Consider the following 20,675-nt stretch of genomic DNA (forward strand, 5'->3'; position numbering starts at 1 on the left):
ATGCTAGTTGTTGACAAAGGCCAGATGATAGAAATTGATAAGTATGCTATAGATGAGTTAAAAGTTCCAGCTCTTGCTCTGGTAGAAAGGGCAGCCCTTGCGGTAATAAAAAATATTAATCTAGAAGTCAGAAAAACTTTTGCAATAGTAGTTGGAATTGGAAACAATGGAGCTGATGGACTTGCTATTGCTAGAAATTTGCTAGCTAGGCAATATTATGTAGATATTTATATTGTTGGAAACACTGAAAAAGCAAGTACTGAATTTTTGCAAAATTATGAGGCAGTTAAAAATCTTACAGAAAACATTTATCCCTTACAAACAATAGCAGACTTAGAATTTATGGAGCAAAATCTTTCCAATGTTTCTACAATCATCGAAGGGATTTTTGGCACTGGACTTGATCGAACAATATCTGGTACATATGCATATGTGATATCCCTTATAAACCGATCTTTAAAATATATTATTTCAATAGATGTGCCTTCAGGACTTGATTCGTCAAGTGGGGACAGCTGGGGTGAAATTGTCGATTGCGATTTGATAGTTTCTATGCAATTGATGAAAAAAGGTGTATTTGAAAGGTCAATTTATAAAAATAAGTGCATTGTCGAAGACATTGGCATTCCTCAAAAAGCAATAGATTATGTAATTAAATGAGATGGCGATTTAGCCATCTTTATTTTTTTATAAAAGAGAATAAAATATAATAGAAAAAATTCTTAGGAGAAAATTATGGAAAATCATAAAGAAAATGAGGCTGAAATTCTTAGAAATATTCTAGATAATGATCTTGGCTTAGATGATGAACAAATAGTAATGCTAATCAAAGATAGCCTATCAAAGCAAAAAAGAAATAAAGAAGATAATTATTCATTTGGAGATAAAGCTGCAGATAGAATAGCAAAGTTTGCTGGATCTTGGACTTTTATCATTATTTTTGTGGCCTGTCTTATTCTATGGATGTTTATAAATATAAAAATGAAAGATAAGGCTTTTGATCCATATCCATTCATACTTTTAAATCTAGTTTTATCATGTGTAGCTGCCATCCAAGCTCCACTAATAATGATGAGTCAAAATCGTCAAGAGGAAAAGGACAGACAAAGGGCAGAAGATGATTATATAGTAAATCTTAAGACAGAAATCATCATCCGTGATATACACAAACACCTAAATGAGATAGAGGAGAAATTAGATCAAAATAATGAGATAAAATAGTTTTTAATTTTAATTTTACTTGTATAATATAAAGTAAAACACTTAAGCAGGTAAAAGCAATGAAGCAAAAAAATTTAGATACAAAACAAATAATTATTTCAGGATTTGCCCTTTTTGCTATATTTTTTGGTGCGGGCAATTTGATTTTTCCTCCATTTTTAGGCATAAATTCGGGTAAAGATTGGTTTTTAGCATCCCTTGGTTTTAATCTTTCCGATTCTATTCTAATACTTTTGGGAATATTAGCATTAAGCTTTAGGTCAGCAAATTTAAATGATTTTGGAAGCAAGATTAGTAAAAATTTTGGAAATATCCTAAGTTTAATATGCATAACACTTGTGGGGCCCTTGCTCTCAATCCCTAGAACTGGTGCAACAACTTTTGAAGTTGTCCTTAGTCCTTTTTATCCAAATATAAATAAAATATTATTTTCATTTATATTTTTTGCTCTAGTATATATTTTAACTATAAATGGATCAAAGGTAATTGATAGGGTAGGCAAATATTTGACACCAACTCTTCTTTTCATATTAGCTATTTTAATTGTAAGGGGAATTATGTATCCTAATATAGTTTTGAATTCAACAGCTGGCAACAAATTTTCCGCAGGATTTATAGAAGGATATCAAACTATGGATTCACTAGGGCCGATATTTCTTACTGGTATGATTTTAGAAGATTTTAGAAATAAAGGAATCAGTGAAAAAAATGACTTGATCAGGGCAACTATTTATTCAGGATTAATTGCTGTTTTTGGTTTAGTAGTAGTTTATACTGGTCTTACTTATGTAGGTGCAAAATCAATTGCCTTTGCTGATCCAGATTTAAATAGAACAAGCCTTTTAATAACTATATCAGAAAATCTTTTAGGGCGAAATGTACAAATTATCCTAAGTTTAGTAGTAGGCTTCGCATGTCTATCTACAGCCATAGGACTCGTATCAGCGTTTGCATCTATTTTTGCAAACAATTTTAAAAAGCTATCATACAAATTTTTTGTAAGGATTGGAGTGATTATTTCTTTTGTATTATCGATATTGGGAGTAGACAAAATTATGGAAATATCTATCCCGATTTTGTTATTTATCTATCCAATTGTAATTAGTCTTTATATTTTAAATTTAATAGATAGGGGAAATATTAGTCCTTTAGCTTACAAAATATCAATAGGAGCTGTGGCTCTTGTAAGTTTTGCAGATGCCCTTAGTGCCCTTGGATTTAATAATAATTTTTATGTAAATGGTATAAACAAATTGCCGCTAGGATCATCAGGATTCGCCTTTGTTTTTGTTTTTGGGATTTCTTTAATAATTGGACTATTAATTTCAAAAAAGCAGAAAATAATTGAATAAAATAAACTTTTGGTATATACTATACTTAAGTTAATATGAGCGATGATAAGACTTAGTAACTATTATAAAGCCTTTAGAGAGAAGATGGTTGGTGAAAATCTTTGGTGGTTAATAGTGAATCTACCTTTAGCTTTTTAAATTTAAGTATGTAATTATACATAAAAATTGGGTGGCACCACGAGACCTTCGTCCCATGTAGGATGATGGTCTATTTTTATGCAAAAAAGGAGAAAAAATGTTAGATATAAGATTAGTTAGAGAAAACCCTGACCTAGTAAAAGAAAATATCAAAAAGAAATTTCAAGATGAAAAATTACACCTTGTTGATGAAGTTTTAGAGCTTGACGAAAAGGGCAGAGCTGTAAAAACTGAGGGAGATAATCTAAGAGCAGAAAGAAATAAAGTTTCAAAAGAGATCGGTGCTCTTATGGGCCAAGGCAAAAAAGATGAAGCAGAAAAAGCTAAGGCTCATGTAGGAGAAATCAACGACAGATTGACTCACATAGAAGAAGAAACTAGAAATTTTGAAGAAGAAATCAAAACTAGAATGCAAAAAATTCCACAAATTATCGACGAATCTGTACCTATTGGTAAAGACGATAGCGAAAATGTGGAAAATGATAGATACGGCGATCCAGTAGTACCAGATTTTGAAGTACCATACCATGTTGATATTATGGAAAGTTTTGATGGTATAGAATTAGATGCTGCTCGTGAAACTTCCGGTTCTGGTTTTTACTATCTAAAAGGAGATATAGCAAGACTACAATCAGGTATTCTTTCATATGCTAGAGATTTTATGATTGACCGTGGCTACACATATTATATACCTCCATTTATGATTAGAAGCGAAGTTGTAACAGGTGTTATGAGCTTTGAAGAAATGGAAAATATGATGTATAAAATCGAGGGAGAAGACCTATATCTAATCGGTACATCTGAACACTCAATGATTGGTAAATTTATAAATACAATCAATGATGAAGAAAAAATGCCGCTTAAAATGACATCCTACTCTCCATGTTTTAGAAAAGAAGTAGGAGCTCACGGCATCGAAGAACGTGGAGTATATCGTATCCACCAATTTGAAAAACAAGAAATGGTTATAATTTGTAAACCAGAAGATTCTATGAAATTTTATGATGAATTGTGGCATAATACTGTAGACTTCTTTAGAAGCTTGGAAATACCAGTAAGAACACTAGAATGTTGTTCAGGAGACCTAGCAGATTTAAAAGTAAAATCAGTAGATGTTGAGGCATGGAGCCCACGCCAACAAAAATACTTTGAAGTAGGATCTTGCTCAAACCTAGGAGATGCTCAAGCAAGAAGACTTGGTATTAAATTACGTGGAGAAGACGGCACTTACTTTGCCCATACATTAAATAACACAGTTGTAGCTCCACCAAGAATGCTTATAGCATTTTTAGAAAATCTACTTCAAGCTGACGGCAGCGTAAAAATCCCAGAACCACTTAGAATGTATATGGGTGGTAAAGAAAAAATCGAGCCAGTTGAAAAATAAATAAAATAAAAAAATCCAAGCTTAATGAACTGACCCCTTAAAGTTGGACCTAATCAACTTAAGGAGGTCAGTTTTTTATGGCAAAATATAGAACAGAATTCAAATATAAACTAGTTAAAAGATATTTAGAAGGTGACGAAAGTTATGAATCTTTAGCTAAATCATTCAATATTCCTGATAAATATCAACTAAGAGTATGGGTGAACGCATATCAAACACTAGGTTATGAAGGATTAAAAAGATCTAGAAATAAGAAGGATTACTCTACAGAATATAAATTAAAAGTAGTAAAGTTGTATTTAACAAGTGAAATGTCCTATCTAGACCTAGCCAATAATTTAAATATATCAAATCCATCTATGATATGTACATGGATTGGCAAATATAGAAAATATGGAATTAAGGGACTGGAAGCTAAAAAACGAGGAAGGCCTTCAAGTATGACTAAAGAAGATAAAAAAGTTAGTAAATCAACAGATAAACAATATACTCAAGAAGAAAAAGATAGAATCAAAGAACTTGAAGATCAAGTATATTGGCTACAAATGGAAGTAGATTTCTTAAAAAAAAAGAGGGAATTCAGACAAAGGGACAAACTCAAAAAGAAGAAATAGCTAGGATAATACACGAACTTAGAGAAACATACAAATTGAAAGATTTACTAAATAAATTAAACTTTCCAAAATCAACATATATGTATTGGCAAAAAAGATTCGGTAGAACTAACAAAGATGCTGATTTAGAAGAAAAAATATTAAATATTAGAGCTAATCATAAAAACTATGGATATCGTAGAATATATGGACATTTAAGAAATCAAGGAATACTAATAAACAAAAAGAAAGTACAAAGATTAGTCCAAAAACTAAAACTACAAGTTACAAGCTTTGGAAGAAAATCTAAGTATTCATCATACAAAGGGCATATAGGAAAGTTATCAGACAACCTAATAAATCGTAATTTTAAATCAGACCTAGCTCATCAAAAGATAACAACAGATACATCAGAATTTAAATATTACGCCACTGATGATAAAGGTAATACTAGAATAGGTAAACTGTACTTAAATGCATTTCTAGATATGTATAATAGTGAGATAATATCATATTCCATAAGTAAAAGGCCAACAATAAAAGCAATCTTAACCCCACTAGAAGAAGCCATCAACATAACAAGTGACTGCAAAGAAAGAAGAATAATTCATTCAGATCAAGGATGGGGATACCAGATAAATCAGTACACAAAAAGACTTAAAGAATATGGAATAACTCAAAGTATGTCAAGGAAAGGTAATTGCTTAGATAATGCTCCAATGGAAAACTTCTTTGGAATACTAAAACAAGAAATGTATTATGGTCAAACTTACAAATCCTATGAACAACTAAAACAATCCATAGAAATGTATATCGAATACTATAATGAAGAAAGAATAAAAGAGAAATTAGGATACTTATCACCGGTAGAATATAGAAGAAGGAATGCTGCTTAAAAAATAGATTTTCCCCTAGGGGAAAGTACAAACAAAAACATCAGACACAGATATAAATCTATGCCTGATGTTAAGTCCAACTTTTTGGGGTCACCTTATTAATTGCTTGGATTTTTTATTCTAATTATTAGTTCCAAATTTATCTTTTAATTTTTTAATCTCATTTTCATCAAAATATTCTTCAGAGTAACCACAATCAGAGCAAATATATCTATCAAATAAAGCTGAGGAAAAAACAGAACTTCCTATCATGATATTTCTACCATTTTCAGCAGGTATCCTCTTTCCAGGGACTATTATTATTTCATCTGAATTGCACTTCGGGCAAATTTTACTATTTTTCATAAGCAACTCCTTTTACTTATGATACCCATATTAATTTACGACTTTATTTACATTCAAAATCTTTCTCATAATTAGTTTTGCAAAATCATCTGATCCCTCTACATTTGGATGTGTCCTATCTGGTGCTAATAGGTCTGGTCTGTCTTTTACAAATTCTCTCCAGTCTACTAGATGGGCCTTATCATTTTTTTCTGTAAAACTTGCTAGATTTTTATTTACATATTCCATATATGATTGGGTGTGGGAAGTATTTATAAAATATACATCACGGCCATCTGCAATCTGCATAATTTTTTCTAAATCTGCTTCATTAGCTGAGCCATTCGAACCAAGTGAGATTAAAATAATATCAGCTAGGCCGTAGTTATTTTTAATTTGAGATAGGATATCAGGACCTGAAACCATATCTCTACCAACTTTACCATCAAGATAAAAGTTTGGAATAAATTTTCTGATATATGAGTCTGCATTAATTATAACAGAGTCACCAACAGCTGTGATATTGAGATTTTTTAAAAATTCTAATTCCTTTTCGCTAAAATCAAAGTCATCGTAGGCTTTTTCTTTAAAGTTATCCTCTAATTTCTTTGTCTTAGGAATATTTTTTTCTTCTATTTTTCCTTTTCGATTTTTATTTTTTTCTATTATTTCCTTATTGGCTTGATCAATCTTTTCTTGACTTTGTTTTATATCATTGCGTAGATTATTGATTTCATCATTTTTGCTATTACCCAGTACAAGAGATGTTATGGATAAAATTACAAAAACAAGTAGAGATCCACTCAAGATATATTTTTTAAAACTCTTTGTTTTTAATAAATGGTAAGTAAATTCACTTAAAATTATTATTATAAAGAATTGGATTAACAGATTAAGTAAAATATTATCCATGAGTCCTGGAGAAAAATATACTACAAAAATTTGCACTATATATTGCCACAGGTACAAGTAGAAAGATCTTTCGCCAATGTATAATAAAAATTTATATATAAAACCATGTCTATTTTGCTTATTGCTCGATGATAAATTTTCAAAATTATATAAAAAAGTTACTAAAAGGGCAACTGCTATTGTATAAATAACAAAAAATCCTCGATATGCTTTAATATCTTTTCCATCTACTACAAAAAAAGGAACAATCACTAGAAGCCCTAGGATTATAATTGCAATTTTAGGATTTATTTCAAGTTTAAGCTTAGTTTTATCAATTTTTTTATTAATTAAATATGCAAGAGCACCAAGACTAAAAGCAGAGAATCTTGTATCTATAGCGTAATAAATCCTCGTAATATCAGCATTTGATTTTGCAAATATAAACATTGATATAAAACTTATGAGAGTCAAAGAACCATATACAAGGATTCTTTTATTATCCTTTTTAGGATTTCTTAAAAATTGATCAATTGTAAAAAATATTGCAATAAATTGCATATAGAGGGAAACATACCACATATGCAAAAACATATTGAAATTGCCAAGTTGGTTAAAATAGTCATCGCCAGCTAAGATTCGCCTAATATTTTCAATATTTAATGCAACTGGTATAGCAGACTTGATGCTATCATCAAATATGGTTCTTGCAAAAATAAATGAAAATATGAGGGAGATTGCCATAATCAAATAAACTGGTGAGAGTATATTTATAAATTTTGTCTTTAATTTTGTTTTTAATTCTTGATTTTTAAAATCAGCTGTCTTAACTGTTAAAAATCCTGATAAAACTAAAAATATAATTACAGCTAAGTATCCACCTGGCACAAAGTGCGAGTAGGTATGAAATAGAGAAACTCCAAAAAAAGCGATTGCCCTAAGAATGGTGAGGTAATTATATTTTTTATTTGATTTTATTCTTCTAGTCATAATGCCACCTCGTTAACAGATTAATTATAACAGAGCTAATATTAAAAATTTATAAAGACATTATGAACTTTGTAAATCTTAGTTAAAGTTTTAATTCGAAATCGGATTTTTTTATAGATTCATAGGTTAAGATGTCCATAGCATCTATGACAAAATCATATGAAGTTATATTATCGATTAGTGAAAGCTCTGTGCAAGCAAGTATTATTGCATCTACACCTGTATTTTTCAAGTGTTTTATCATATCCAAAAACTCTGGATGATTAGTTTCGTTTGTTTCTTTTATTTTATAAATTGTATCCATGGTAAAATCTTTGATTTTATCATTCATTGGGATAATATTTATGCCAATATCTCCAGCATATTTTTCATAAATCCCACAAGACATTGTTGCTTTTGTTCCCAAAACCGCAATGTTTATATCATTATTTTTTTTGCAATACAAAAGCGTTTCTTTTACCATATTTATAATGTTGACTTTTGTGTACTTTTTAAAAGTGTCGTAATAATAATGCATGGTATTACAAGGAATTGCAATATTATCTACGCCTTGATTTTCTAAGTTTTCTAAGTCTTCCTTAAATTTTTTAAGTAAAATTTCTTCATCTTTGCCAGTTAAAATCGCTGCTGTTCTATCTGGTATTTGAGGATCTGAAATTATTATAGTAGGTATATGGCCTTGATCCTTGTCTGCTTTGGTATTTTGTACTATTTTTTGATAAAAGTTTGCAGTACAAAGTGGACCCATTCCACCTAAGATTCCTAATTTTTTCATAAAGTTCTCCTTAATTCTAGGATTTGCTTTTTATATTATACGATTATATAATAGATATCACTATTGACAAGCCTTTTAAGCAAAATAGGAGAGACAGAATGAACAAATTTTTACCAATTATCCTAGGCTCAGACCTAAATACATATTCTATAGCAAGAGAAATCCACGAAGCCTATGACATAAATCCAGTTGTAGCAACATCTACGATTTTATTGCCATGTGTGGATTCTAAAATCATCAAATTTTATAAAAAAACAAATTTTTCAAAAGATCCAGAAGTTTTTAAAGAAGTTTTGGATGATATTTACAAAGATTACAAAAGTGATTACGAAAACTTTATAATTTTTGCTCCGGATGATGTTATGAGAACATTTGCCCTTAAAAATATAGAAAATTTAAACTTTAAACCACTTATGCCTTATGCGGATATTGAAGTTATCAGAGGACTTTCAACAAAAAATGATTTTTATGATAAGATAAGTGACTTAGATCTTGCACCAAAAACTTTTATAGCAAATAATAAAAACTATATGAACTTGGATTTTCCAGAAGAAGTATTTATCAAGCCAGACAATGATGTATTTTATAAAACATTAGATTTTGAAGGTTGGCAAAAGGGATATCATTCAAAATCAATTAAACAAACTCAGGAAATTTTGGCAAATATTTTTAACAATGGCTACAATTACAATGTATTAGTTCAAGAATTTGTAGCTGGTGGAGATGGAACTGAATACACTATCGAAGGATATAGATCAAAATCCACTATTTCTATGGCAATTTCAAGAAATATTTTACTTGATAAAAGAGTAGAATGGATTGGAAATTTTGTTGCAAAAATTGACTCTGATGAAAAAATCTTATTTGACTATGCTAGAAAAATTGTAGAAACCTTAGGCGTTTTTGGTTTATTTAACATTGATTTTAAAAAAGATACCAAAACTGGCAAATTTTATGCCTTTGAAATAAATCTTCGCCAAGGCCGCAGCCATTATTTTGCAAGTCTAAATGGAGTAAATACTTCAAAACTTGCTATTGAAGATTTAATTTTTGATAAACAAGCAGAGATAATAGGAGATAAGAAGTTTAGATACTATAATCTAGATTTAGGTCAAACAATCGATAATCTAGACCCTGAATTTAGAGAAGACTTTGAAGATGATGATAGAAAAACAAACTCAGCAAACCCACTTGTTTATAAAAAAGATTTAAATTTCAAAAGAAGACTAAAAATGAAAAAATACTTGGATAAGCTAAGCAAAGAAACTTTTGCCGTTAGAGAAATATAAAAATTCCCCTATATTAAGGTGACCCCAAAAAGTTGGACTTAACATCAGGCATAGATTTATATCTGTGTCTGATGTTTTTGTTTGTACTTTCCCCTAGGGGAAAGTCTATTTTTCAAGCAGCATTCCTTCTTCTATATTCTACCGGTGATAAGTATCCTAATTTCTCTTTTATTCTTTCTTCATTATAGTATTCGATATACATTTCTATGGATTGTTTTAGTTGTTCATAGGATTTGTAAGTTTGACCATAATACATTTCTTGTTTTAGTATTCCAAAGAAGTTTTCCATTGGAGCATTATCTAAGCAATTACCTTTCCTTGACATACTTTGAGTTATTCCATATTCTTTAAGTCTTTTTGTGTACTGATTTATCTGATATCCCCATCCTTGATCTGAATGAATTATTCTTCTTTCTTTGCAGTCACTTGTTATATTGATGGCTTCTTCTAGTGGGGTTAAGATTGCTTTTATTGTTGGCCTTTTACTTATGGAATATGATATTATCTCACTATTATACATATCTAGAAATGCATTTAAGTACAGTTTACCTATTCTAGTATTACCTTTATCATCAGTGGCGTAATATTTAAATTCTGATGTATCTGTTGTTATCTTTTGATGAGCTAGTTCTGATTTAAAATTACGATTTATTAGGTTGTCTGATAACTTTCCTATATGCCCTTTGTATGATGAATACTTAGATTTTCTTCCAAAGCTTGTAACTTGTAGTTTTAGTTTTTGGACTAATCTTTGTACTTTCTTTTTGTTTATTAGTATTCCTTGATTTCTTAAATGTCCATATATTCTACGATATCCATAGTTTTTATGATTAGCTCTAATATTTAATATTTTTTCTTCTAAATCAGCATCTTTGTTAGTTCTACCGAATCTTTTTTGCCAATACATATATGTTGATTTTGGAAAGTTTAATTTATTTAGTAAATCTTTCAATTTGTATGTTTCTCTAAGTTCGTGTATTATCCTAGCTATTTCTTCTTTTTGAGTTTGTCCCTTTGTCTGAATTCCCTCTTTTTTTTTAAGAAATCTACTTCCATTTGTAGCCAATATACTTGATCTTCAAGTTCTTTGATTCTATCTTTTTCTTCTTGAGTATATTGTTTATCTGTTGATTTACTAACTTTTTTATCTTCTTTAGTCATACTTGAAGGCCTTCCTCGTTTTTTAGCTTCCAGTCCCTTAATTCCATATTTTCTATATTTGCCAATCCATGTACATATCATAGATGGATTTGATATATTTAAATTATTGGCTAGGTCTAGATAGGACATTTCACTTGTTAAATACAACTTTACTACTTTTAATTTATATTCTGTAGAGTAATCCTTCTTATTTCTAGATCTTTTTAATCCTTCATAACCTAGTGTTTGATATGCGTTCACCCATACTCTTAGTTGATATTTATCAGGAATATTGAATGATTTAGCTAAAGATTCATAACTTTCGTCACCTTCTAAATATCTTTTAACTAGTTTATATTTGAATTCTGTTCTATATTTTGCCATAAAAAACTGACCTCCTTAAGTTGATTAGGTCCAACTTTAAGGGGTCAGTTCAATATTAGGGGAATTTTTTTTATCTAAAACTTTATCATCTTCAAAAATAATAGGCTTTATAGGATACTCTTCATTTGAAGTATCGTAAAGCTTCATTAGATAATCATATAAATCATTTTTGTTTTTAAAAATTATAGCTTGGTAGGGAGCAGTAAAGGCTAACTTCTCTACTAGCATAAATCTGCCATCATTTAGATTAAATAATAATCCAGTGTGACCTATAAAAAGCTCATTTATAGTTTCATCAATGTTTGAGAATACAAATACTGATATTACACTATAATCTTTGCTGTTTGGAAAAGTGATATCATTTTCTTTCCAAAAATCTTTTATTTTCTTGATTTGAAAATTCTTATCGTTTTTATTTTCGGTTGGAATTGCTGAGTAAAATTTGTTAAATTTTTCAATTTCATCTTTGTTTAAAGTTGCAACTAAATCATTATTAAAGCTTGTATTGTCAACTTCCACTACTGATAAATTTGGATTTTTTGTGTTAGCAATTTTTATTTTATCAGAAATTAAGCCAAAAGTTGTTATCCTACAATTGGTACCGGTAAATTCTGGATGTTTTTTAAAAAGTTGATCTTGGATAGCATAAAAATCATAATCCATAATTCTGTCAGATTTTTCGTAATCTTTTTCTACAAGCAAATTTTTATCAACCTGTTTATTAAAAAAATCAACTTGCTTAAAAAATCTATCAATATTATTTTTATTCAAGTCAGTATTATTCATAATACCTTTTAAATCATCTTTGGATTTTTTACTAGCAAGGTTATTATAAACTAAGATTTTTTCATCATTTTCGGGTATTATAATCTCATTTTTATTTGTACAGCTGTTTAAGCTTAAAAGCATTAGTACTATAGCAAAAATTTTTCTCATTTTGTCTCCAAAAAAAGGGCTATATAAGCCCCATTAAAATATTTCTTTTTCTGTAATAATATAATCTAGTTTTTGATCATTTTCATCAGCTGGTATATGGTCTACTTCAAAGTCACTAGCGAAAAATCCAACTGATTTAGTTTGATTTTTGCTTAAATATCTGTCATAGTAGCCACCGCCGTAGCCTAACCTGTTCTTATCTCTATCAAAACCAAGTCCAGGCACAACTGTTAGATCTGGATTTTCTATATACTCTAGCGAACGAGATGTAGGTATATCAAATTCTCCAACTCCTAAATCATCTAGGGAGTAGACTCTTACAGCTTTCATTAGAAAATTATCTGGATCATAGATATATGGTACATATACTTCCTTTCCAAACTCTAATGATTTTTTGATTATTTCATAAGTGTCAACTTCATCAGCTACTGAAACATAGATAAAAATTGATTTTGCTTCATAAAATAAATTTGAGTTTAAAAATTTGGTATAAATGCTGTAATCAACCATATTTTTGTAATCATAGTTCATGTGATATCTAATATCTCTAAATTTCTTACGCAATGATCTTTTGTCCATTTTATGACCTTCCTTTTTGTTTTTATCATTATCATTAGATTTTGAATTTGCAATAGTCGATTCTAGAGTTTGTTTAAAGGATTTATTCTCCTCATCAAATGAATCAATTTCTTCATCTGATTTTATTTTGTAATTTTTACGTACTGCATCGATTAATTCTGCACCTAGTATAAGTATTGTTGAAACTAAGTTTAGCCAGATAAATAACGCCAAAATACCAGCAAGTGCTCCATACACTACAGATTGTTTTGAGAAATTTGTTAAAAAGAACGAGTAGATAAATGTTGCAATATAGATTGTAACTGTGGCAAAGATTCCGCCTAATAACGAATCTTTAAAAGGTACTCGGTCTTCTCTATTATTTGGAGCAAACTTGTAAAATATCCCAAAAACAACAGACATTATAAATATTGGAATAAGTATAACTGTAAGTTTAAATAGGGGAGAAGATAGGGTTTTGATGACTCTATCAAAAATCCCACCAAATGCTTTATCAGATATACGGGTTAAAACTTGGTCATTTATAAATGTCAAAATACTAGGTCCATAGATTTGAGAAACTAATATAAATACTATAAACAATATAAAGATAATTGTATATAAAAGTGATAATAGTCTTTGTTTTATATATTTAGTTTCCCCTTCTAAACCATAAGCTTTATTTATTGATGTTATTAGATTATTAATACCCTTTGTAGCTGACCATAGGGCAAACAAAATAGTAATGATTGTCACAGAAGCTGATCCCGTATTTGCAAACATAGTATCAATTACCCAAATTAACATTTCTTGGGATGCCGATGGCAAAAAGTCTATAAGAGAATAGATTGCTTTTGCATTATTTTGTAAAACTTTTGAAGCTACTGAAACAAGAACCATCAAAAGTGGGATGGATGCTTGTAAAAAGTAGAAAGATAGGGCAGCAGAATTATTTGTAACCTCATGATTTTTAAATCTAAAAATCATATTTGATATGGTATTTTTTAATTTTACTTTTGTCGCTGTTTTCATTATTTTAAATGCCCATCAAACCATTTTTTAATTTCTTTAAGTCTTTTTATTCTACCGTGAGGTTTACCAGATCTGGATAATTCGTGATTTTCTCCATGGAAAACATACATTTTTGTATCAACACCATTTAATTTTAATTTGGTATACATTTGTAAACCTTGTTCTAAAGGACAACGGTAGTCTTCATCAGAGTGAATAAATAGGGTTGGAGTATTTGCATTATCTGCATATTTTATTGGTGACTGTTCCCACATTTTATCTAGGCTATCCCAAGGATTTGAAGCAGTTTGGTCAGATCCAAAATAATATCCTATGTCGGATACTCCATAAAAACTTGTCCAGTTTGAAATAGATCTTTGGGAGCAAGCTGCTTTAAATCTATCAGTGTGACCAATTATCCAGTTTGTCATAAATCCACCATATGATCCACCGTAAACTCCTAGATTTTCAGTATCAATTTGTGGATATTTTTTAATTGCTATGTCTAAAAATCTCATCAAATCGGAATAATCTATATCTCCATATTTACCACGGATATCAGAAAACTTAACACCATTACCGCTTGCACCATGTGGATTAGTGTAAATTACAATGTAGTCATTGCTTGCAAACACTTGGTGCTCGTGGTGGACGATGTCTCCAAATTCAGTTTTTGGTCCTCCGTGGATGCTCAATAGGGTAGGATATTTTTTATTTTTGTTAAATTTTGGAGGTAATACTACGAAGCCTGTTAGTGTATCCCCGTTAGACTCAAATTCAAATGTTTCTATTTTTCCTACATTTGATTTGATTTTATTTTTTACAAGGATGCGGTCATCGTCTTTTTTCTTAAGTTCAGATAAACTTTCTTTACCCATAGATAAATAGTAAATGTCATCATTATTGATAGCAAAGTCTTCTACTTGATCATCTATTTCAAGATTTACTATGCCTTTTTTATCAATTGAGTATAATTTTGTAGTTTCTTTTTCGGTTACAATGAAATATAATTTATCATTAGCTTTCAAGAAAGTCTTGCTTGATCCAAATCTTGCATCAGTTCCTAGAGAGTTTCCAAAAGACATATCGAAATTACTATCGGTAATTTTTTCATAATTTCCTTCAAAATCGCAGGTAAAAATGAAAGAGTCTTCGTTAATGCCACCTTTTTTCATATCAGTAGCTACAAAAATAATTCTATCGCCCAAAAATTCTGCAGTATAGTAAGAAAAAATATTATCAATTAGAACTTTTTTTGTTTTTGTTTCTATATCAAAAAGCACTAGGCTTTCGCGGCTTTGTGCAACCTTGTTTTTATCATAATTTGATTTTATATATAAGGCTTTTGACAAATCATCATTTAAGGCTAGATATTGGATTTCGTTTGGAAATTCTGAATCTACTATTTTTGTTAATTTTTCATTATCTGCATCGTAAAAATAATAAGCACTTGAATCTTTTTCTATATATCCCTGTCCATTAAACCAAAAAGGGAGGGTATCTAGTTTTTCAAAGTACTTATTTTTTTCTTTTGCCTTATCATTCTTTTTTTCACTAGCATGGACTAAAAATAATTCATCTTTTATCCATTTAATTTCTTTTACATCAAGATCTAAGTCAAAGGCTTTTTTGCCTATGCCATATCCATTATAGGTTTTAAAGATATCTTTTTTGGCTCCTGATTTTGATTTATAAATTACATTTGCATCTTCATCAAAGGTGTAAGTTGTTATATTTTTAATATCTGTAATAGGATAGTTTTTATTTTCTTTAGTGTCATAAACCCAAAGGTCTGTTTCGTATTTATTTTCATCATAATTTGCTTTTGTTTTTTTGTAGACTAATTTTGATCCATCCTTTGAAATTTCAAGGCCAGATAAAAATTCATAGTTAAGTATGTCTTTAATTTTTGTCTTAGTCATATTTTCCTCCAATTAATAATATAATTATACAATATTTTATATTATTTTTAAATTACAAACGTTTGCATATCTAAGAATTTGGGTAAATAATAAAAAAGCAAAGAGGAGATGATTTTATGAAGATTAATCTAAAAGGCAAAAATATTGATATCACTAATGATATTAAATACGAAGCAGAAAGAAAGTATGACAGACTTGATAAATACTTTTCTAAAGAAGAAGAAATGAATCTTCTAATTTCAAAAGAGGGCAATGGTTTTAAGTCAGAAGTGACTATGTATCTTGACAAGGGGCCAATCCTTCGTGCAGAAGCCTATGATGAAAATTATCTAAATGCAATTGATAAAACAATTGATGCATTGGTTAGACAAATCCGAAAACATAAAACAAGGCTAACCAAAAATCGTCATCAAGATTCTATTAGGTTCGAAAATTTTAACGAAGCTTTTGATGATGAATACAAAATTGATCAAGCTTATGATGATGAGATAAATATAGCTAGGATAAAAAATATTCCACTTAAACCAATGAATACAGAAGAAGCTGTAATGCAAATGGAGCTATTGGGCCATGACTTTTTTGTATTTTATGACCAAGAAGAAATGGATGTAAGGGTTGTTTATAAAAGACGCAAGGGAGATTATGGATTAATAGTACCAGCTAGATAAATTAAGGGCTGCAAGCTTAAACAAATAGTAAAAATTATTTGTTTATCTTGCAGCTTTTTTGTTTGAAAATTTGCCTTTATAAAGGTACTATCAATAGAAGAAAGTAATAAAAATACTTAAGTTTTAAACGCAGGGTCTTAAGTGACTAAGTCTACTGCGTTTTTTATATGTTAAGTAAAATAAGTTATAAAATGAACCAACTTATATTGGAGTTTACAAATTTGATAAAATACTTTAATATTATAGTGGTATAAACTTAATTATTTTAATAATTTGGACAAATAATTAAGAGAATTGGAGAGTGAATAATTTGGCAATATTTAATTTATTTAAGTCATTTAGCGAAAAGGAAATAGAAAACAATCAAAAGATTGTTGATAAGATCCTTAGCCTAGATGAGTCTATGCAAGAACTTACAGATGAACAGTTACAACATAAGACAGTAGAATTTAGAGAAAGATTAAAAAACGGCGAAACTTTAGATGACCTTCTACCAGAAGCATTTGCAACAGTACGTGAAGCAAGTGATAGGGTATTAGGTATGAAACATTATCCAGTCCAATTGCTTGGGGGAATTGTTTTACACAATGGTCAGATTGCTGAGATGAGAACTGGGGAAGGTAAAACATTAGTAGAAACTTGTCCAGCATATCTTAATGCTCTTAGTGGTAAGGGTGTTCATGTAGTTACAGTAAATGACTATCTTGCAAAACGTGACCAAGAGTGGATGGGAAAAATATTTACTTTCCTTGGTATGACTGTAGGATGTATTGTTTATGGCCTTACAAATAGCGAAAGACAAGAAAACTATGCAGCAGATATTACTTATGGTACAAACAACCAATTTGGGTTTGATTATCTAAGAGATAACATGGTAATTTATAAAGACGATATGGTTCAACGTGGCCTTAATTATGCTATTGTCGATGAAGTTGACTCAATCTTAATCGACGAGGCTCGTACTCCACTTATCATATCTGGTCAAGGCGACGAATCCACAGATACTTACACAAGTGCCAATGAATTTATTCAAACACTTGAAGGTAGAATCCTTGATCCAAACGAAGATACAGATATCGACCCATTTGATCGTGAATTTAAAGTGGAAGATGTCGACTTTATAGTAGATGAAAAAAGAAAAACATCAAACCTTACAGAAAAAGGTACTGAAAAAGCAGAAAGATTTTTTGGTATCGAAAACTTATCAGATTCAGAAAACCTAGAGCTTTCTCACTACATTAACAACGCTCTTAAAGCAAATACAACCATGCACCGTGACATCGACTATGTAGTTAATAACGGCGAAGTAGAAATCGTAGATGAATTTACAGGTCGTATTATGCAAGGTAGAAGATTCTCAGATGGTCTTCACCAAGCAATCGAGGCAAAAGAGGGCGTAGAAGTAAAAGCTGAATCAAAAACTCTTGCAACAGTTACTTTCCAAAACTACTTTAGAATGTATGATAAACTTTCTGGTATGACTGGTACAGCAAAAACAGAAGAAGAAGAGTTTGACGAAATTTATAACCTAGACGTTGTAGAAATTCCAACAAATAGACCTATCCAAAGGATAGATGATGTGGACTATGTTTATATCAACGAAAATGGTAAATTTAGAGCAATTATCGACGAGATAAATAGAATACACCCAACAGGACAACCAATTCTTATAGGTACAATTTCCATTGAAGCAAGCGAAAGGTTATCTCAAGCACTTAAAAAAGCAGGAATCAAACATACAGTACTAAATGCTAAAAACCACGAAAGAGAAGCTGCAATCGTAGCAGAAGCAGGCCGCCTTGGAGCAGTAACAATTGCAACAAACATGGCAGGTCGTGGTACAGATATCATGCTTGGTGGTAATGTTGATGATATGGCTAAGCAAAGACTTAAAAGAGAAGGAATGAGTGATGAACTTCTTGAAGAAGTAGATTCATATGCAGAAACAGATGATCAAGAAATCCTAGATGCTCGTAAGAAATTTAGACACTACAAAGACCAAATAAGACCAGGTGTAAAAGAAGAAGCCGAAAAAGTAAAAGAAGTAGGTGGACTATACATCATTGGTTCAGAACGTCACGAATCTCGTCGTATAGACAACCAGTTAAGAGGACGTTCAGGTCGTCAAGGAGACCCAGGACACTCAAGATTCTTTATCTCACTTGAAGATGATTTAATCAGACTAAACGGTGGGGAACAAGTAGCTAAATTCATTGAAAATGCAAACTTTGATGAAGACGAGCCAATCATATCAAAAATGGTAAGTAGATCAGTAGAAAAAGCTCAAACCCGTGTAGAGGCAAATAACTTTGCAACACGTAAGAGAGTGTTACAATACGATGATGTTATGAACAAACAAAGAACAATCATCTATAACGAAAGACAAGATGTTCTTTATGGTCAAGACATGAAGGAAACTATTGTTGGTATGATTAAAGAAGTAATTTCTGATAGTGTATATAACTTTACAAATCCAGAAATCAAACCAGAAAACTGGGAAATGGTTGCACTATTAAACCACTTAAATAGTTTAGGGATACCAGTAACACAATTACATTTTGAAAATATAAATGATTACAGCCAACAAGACTTAATCGATTACATCACAGAAGCTACTCTTGCAAAATATGAAGACAAAGAAGCCCAATTTGGTTCTGAAAACATGAGAGAAGTAGAACGTGTAATCATGCTTAGAGTAATCGATCAAAAGTGGATGGACCACATCGATGCAATGGATCAAATGAGAAAAGAAATTGGTGTTCGAGCAATGGGTAACGAAGACCCAGTCCGTGCATACACAAACACAGGTTTTGATATGTATGAAGAAATGACAAGAGCCATCCAAGAAGAAACTGTAAGATACATGATGAATGTAGAAATGAGACAAAATATCCAAAGAAAACAAGTTATGTCTCCAACCATAGAACATGGACCAGAACTTGATGGAGATAGCAATATAAAATCTCAAGAAGCTGATGACATTAGTGATGAAGATCAAATGGAAGGGCTAAATAGAGCTGAACGCAGAAGATTAGAGCGCGAAAGCAAAAAATCTAACGTAAAGAAATAATATGGCAGAAATATATCAACTAAGAGAAACAATTGAAGAATTATCTGATACATTGAAACTAATCGGAGACTCTCTTTGACCCAGAAAATTTAGAAAATGAAGTAAAGGATCTAGAAAAACAGACCTTTGCTCCTGATTTTTGGGATGATAGTGACAAGGCTCAAAATATTATGGCAGAATTGTCATCTAAAAGAGAAGACCTAGAAAAGTATCAAGAAATAAGTCAAGGTCTTACTGATAACACTGACTTGATAGACCTTGTAGAAATGAGCGAAAATTCAGAATCAGCAACTCTTGATCAAATAGAAAATGATTTGGAGAAACTAAAAAAAGAAGTATCTTCAATGAAACTAAAAACCCAGCTAGATGGGGAATATGATAAAAACAACGCCTTTATGTCAATTAATGCAGGTGCTGGTGGTCTAGAAGCTACAGATTGGGCAGAAATGCTCCTACGTATGTACACCAGATATTTTGACCACAATGGTTTTAAATTTGAACTTACCGATATAAATAATGAAGAAGCAGGTGGTATAAAATCTGCTACATTAAAGGTAATCGGATCCTATGCTTACGGATACCTTAAGGGTGAAAAAGGAGTTCATAGATTAGTTCGCATTTCACCATTTGATAGTGGCGCTCGCCGCCATACATCATTTGTATCAGTAGATATTTTTCCAGAACTTCCTGATAATACTGATGTAGAAATCGATCCAAATGATTTAAGAATTGACACATATAGGGCAAGCGGCGCTGGTGGTCAACACGTAAATAAGACTGATTCTGCAGTAAGAATTACTCACATACCAACAGGTGTTGTTGCAAGCTCCCAAGCAGAACGTAGCCAAATTTTAAATAGAGAAACTGCTATGAAACTTCTTTTATCAAAACTTATACAAATAAAAGAAGAAGAGCAACGAGAAAAAATTTCCGACATTCAAGGTAAATACACACAAATTGCCTGGGGAAGCCAAATTAGATCCTATGTTTTCCAACCGTATACTTTGGTAAAAGACCATAGGACAAACTACGAAGTAGGAAACGTAGAAGCGGTAATGGATGGAGATATACAAGCTTTTATCGATGCATATCTAGCAGAAAGTCATTAAGAAAGTTAAAGCAGGGAGGAT

The 20,675-nt window shown here is 30.7% G+C and carries 16 protein-coding genes; 9 read left to right on the plus strand and 7 right to left on the minus strand.

Going from position 1 to position 20,675, the window contains the following annotated elements:
* The 5 genes from ACKRLN_RS02105 to ACKRLN_RS02125 all read left to right on the plus strand — a co-directional run bounded on the left by ACKRLN_RS02105 (nt 1) and on the right by ACKRLN_RS02125 (nt 5,587).
* Entirely contained in the window at nt 1-660 is a 660-nt protein-coding gene (locus ACKRLN_RS02105; RefSeq protein ID WP_416335112.1) for an NAD(P)H-hydrate epimerase, read from the plus strand.
* A gap of 75 nt (nt 661-735) precedes the next feature.
* On the plus strand, nt 736-1,221 hold the full coding sequence (locus tag ACKRLN_RS02110; RefSeq protein ID WP_203127762.1) for a DUF1003 domain-containing protein: 486 nt from the start codon (nt 736-738) through the stop codon (nt 1,219-1,221).
* A 59-nt stretch (nt 1,222-1,280) separates the two neighbouring features.
* A complete protein-coding gene (brnQ, locus tag ACKRLN_RS02115) occupies nt 1,281-2,573 on the plus strand; it encodes a branched-chain amino acid transport system II carrier protein (RefSeq protein ID WP_416335113.1) in 1,293 nt (430 codons plus the stop codon).
* Nucleotides 2,574-2,808: 235 nt separating this feature from the next.
* On the plus strand, nt 2,809-4,098 hold the full coding sequence (serS, locus tag ACKRLN_RS02120; RefSeq protein ID WP_416335114.1) for a serine--tRNA ligase: 1,290 nt from the start codon (nt 2,809-2,811) through the stop codon (nt 4,096-4,098).
* Nucleotides 4,099-4,175: 77 nt separating this feature from the next.
* Nucleotides 4,176-5,587, plus strand: a protein-coding gene (locus ACKRLN_RS02125) for an IS3 family transposase (RefSeq protein ID WP_416335115.1) whose coding sequence is annotated in 2 segments (ribosomal slippage) — nt 4,176-4,682 and nt 4,685-5,587 — 1,410 coding nt in all. Because the reading frame shifts where the segments join, the coding sequence is not laid out codon by codon here.
* Nucleotides 5,588-5,707: 120 nt separating this feature from the next.
* On the opposite strand, the gene ACKRLN_RS02130 is transcribed toward ACKRLN_RS02125, so the two are convergent.
* From ACKRLN_RS02130 to ACKRLN_RS02140, 3 genes are all read right to left on the minus strand, one after another.
* Nucleotides 5,708-5,932: a hypothetical protein gene (locus ACKRLN_RS02130; protein ID WP_416335116.1), complete on the minus strand. Its 225-nt coding sequence runs from the start codon at nt 5,930-5,932 to the stop codon at nt 5,708-5,710.
* A 30-nt stretch (nt 5,933-5,962) separates the two neighbouring features.
* Entirely contained in the window at nt 5,963-7,792 is a 1,830-nt protein-coding gene (locus ACKRLN_RS02135; RefSeq protein WP_416335117.1) for an acyltransferase family protein, read from the minus strand.
* 82 nt (nt 7,793-7,874) lie between these two features.
* Complete coding sequence (locus tag ACKRLN_RS02140; RefSeq protein ID WP_416335118.1) at nt 7,875-8,567, minus strand: aspartate/glutamate racemase family protein; 693 nt, start codon at nt 8,565-8,567, stop codon at nt 7,875-7,877.
* Nucleotides 8,568-8,665: 98 nt separating this feature from the next.
* Between ACKRLN_RS02140 and ACKRLN_RS02145 the strand changes: the two genes are divergently transcribed.
* Nucleotides 8,666-9,856: a carboxylate--amine ligase gene (locus tag ACKRLN_RS02145; protein WP_416335119.1), complete on the plus strand. Its 1,191-nt coding sequence runs from the start codon at nt 8,666-8,668 to the stop codon at nt 9,854-9,856.
* 112 nt (nt 9,857-9,968) lie between these two features.
* On the opposite strand, the gene ACKRLN_RS02150 is transcribed toward ACKRLN_RS02145, so the two are convergent.
* The 4 genes from ACKRLN_RS02150 to ACKRLN_RS02165 form a co-directional block, all read right to left on the minus strand.
* A protein-coding gene (locus tag ACKRLN_RS02150; protein ID WP_416334739.1) for an IS3 family transposase occupies nt 9,969-11,380 on the minus strand; the annotation gives its coding sequence in 2 pieces (ribosomal slippage) (nt 9,969-10,871 and nt 10,874-11,380; 1,410 coding nt in all).
* Nucleotides 11,381-11,416: 36 nt separating this feature from the next.
* Nucleotides 11,417-12,316 (minus strand): DUF4300 family protein, encoded by a 900-nt coding sequence (locus tag ACKRLN_RS02155; protein ID WP_416335120.1) that lies wholly within the window; start codon nt 12,314-12,316, stop codon nt 11,417-11,419.
* 33 nt (nt 12,317-12,349) lie between these two features.
* Nucleotides 12,350-13,906, minus strand: a complete 1,557-nt coding sequence (locus ACKRLN_RS02160) for a 5-formyltetrahydrofolate cyclo-ligase (protein ID WP_416335121.1) — start codon at nt 13,904-13,906, stop codon at nt 12,350-12,352.
* Nucleotides 13,906-15,807, minus strand: coding sequence for an alpha/beta hydrolase family protein (locus ACKRLN_RS02165; protein ID WP_416335122.1), 1,902 nt, complete (start codon nt 15,805-15,807; stop codon nt 13,906-13,908). Before ACKRLN_RS02165 ends, ACKRLN_RS02160 begins: the two co-directional genes overlap by 1 nt.
* Nucleotides 15,808-15,923: 116 nt before the next feature.
* Between ACKRLN_RS02165 and hpf the strand changes: the two genes are divergently transcribed.
* The 3 genes from hpf (at nt 15,924) to prfB (ending at nt 20,654) form a co-directional block, all read left to right on the plus strand.
* Entirely contained in the window at nt 15,924-16,475 is a 552-nt protein-coding gene (gene hpf / locus ACKRLN_RS02170; RefSeq protein ID WP_416335123.1) for a ribosome hibernation-promoting factor, HPF/YfiA family, read from the plus strand.
* A gap of 310 nt (nt 16,476-16,785) precedes the next feature.
* Nucleotides 16,786-19,545 (plus strand): preprotein translocase subunit SecA, encoded by a 2,760-nt coding sequence (gene secA, locus ACKRLN_RS02175; RefSeq protein WP_416335124.1) that lies wholly within the window; start codon nt 16,786-16,788, stop codon nt 19,543-19,545.
* A 1-nt stretch (nt 19,546) separates the two neighbouring features.
* Nucleotides 19,547-20,654, plus strand: a protein-coding gene (gene prfB / locus ACKRLN_RS02180; RefSeq protein WP_416335125.1) for a peptide chain release factor 2 whose coding sequence is annotated in 2 segments (ribosomal slippage) — nt 19,547-19,621 and nt 19,623-20,654 — 1,107 coding nt in all. Because the reading frame shifts where the segments join, the coding sequence is not laid out codon by codon here.
* The last annotated feature ends 21 nt before the right edge of the window (nt 20,655-20,675 follow it).

Origin of the sequence: Anaerococcus sp. AH8042_DFU013_CI05 (genome assembly GCF_047936775.1) — a bacterium.
Classification (GTDB): domain Bacteria; phylum Bacillota; class Clostridia; order Tissierellales; family Peptoniphilaceae; genus Anaerococcus.

Excerpts from the sequence above, each read along its gene's own strand:
- ACKRLN_RS02105 (WP_416335112.1), top strand. The coding sequence starts at position 1 with ATGCTAGTTGTTGACAAAGGCCAGATGATAGAAATTGATAAGTATGCT.
- ACKRLN_RS02110 (WP_203127762.1), top strand. The coding sequence starts at position 736 with ATGGAAAATCATAAAGAAAATGAGGCTGAAATTCTTAGAAATATTCTA.
- brnQ (WP_416335113.1), top strand. The coding sequence starts at position 1,281 with ATGAAGCAAAAAAATTTAGATACAAAACAAATAATTATTTCAGGATTT.
- serS (WP_416335114.1), top strand. The coding sequence starts at position 2,809 with ATGTTAGATATAAGATTAGTTAGAGAAAACCCTGACCTAGTAAAAGAA.
- ACKRLN_RS02130 (WP_416335116.1), bottom strand. The coding sequence starts at position 5,932 with ATGAAAAATAGTAAAATTTGCCCGAAGTGCAATTCAGATGAAATAATA.
- ACKRLN_RS02135 (WP_416335117.1), bottom strand. The coding sequence starts at position 7,792 with ATGACTAGAAGAATAAAATCAAATAAAAAATATAATTACCTCACCATT.
- ACKRLN_RS02140 (WP_416335118.1), bottom strand. The coding sequence starts at position 8,567 with ATGAAAAAATTAGGAATCTTAGGTGGAATGGGTCCACTTTGTACTGCA.
- ACKRLN_RS02145 (WP_416335119.1), top strand. The coding sequence starts at position 8,666 with ATGAACAAATTTTTACCAATTATCCTAGGCTCAGACCTAAATACATAT.
- ACKRLN_RS02155 (WP_416335120.1), bottom strand. The coding sequence starts at position 12,316 with ATGAGAAAAATTTTTGCTATAGTACTAATGCTTTTAAGCTTAAACAGC.
- ACKRLN_RS02160 (WP_416335121.1), bottom strand. The coding sequence starts at position 13,906 with ATGAAAACAGCGACAAAAGTAAAATTAAAAAATACCATATCAAATATG.
- ACKRLN_RS02165 (WP_416335122.1), bottom strand. The coding sequence starts at position 15,807 with ATGACTAAGACAAAAATTAAAGACATACTTAACTATGAATTTTTATCT.
- hpf (WP_416335123.1), top strand. The coding sequence starts at position 15,924 with ATGAAGATTAATCTAAAAGGCAAAAATATTGATATCACTAATGATATT.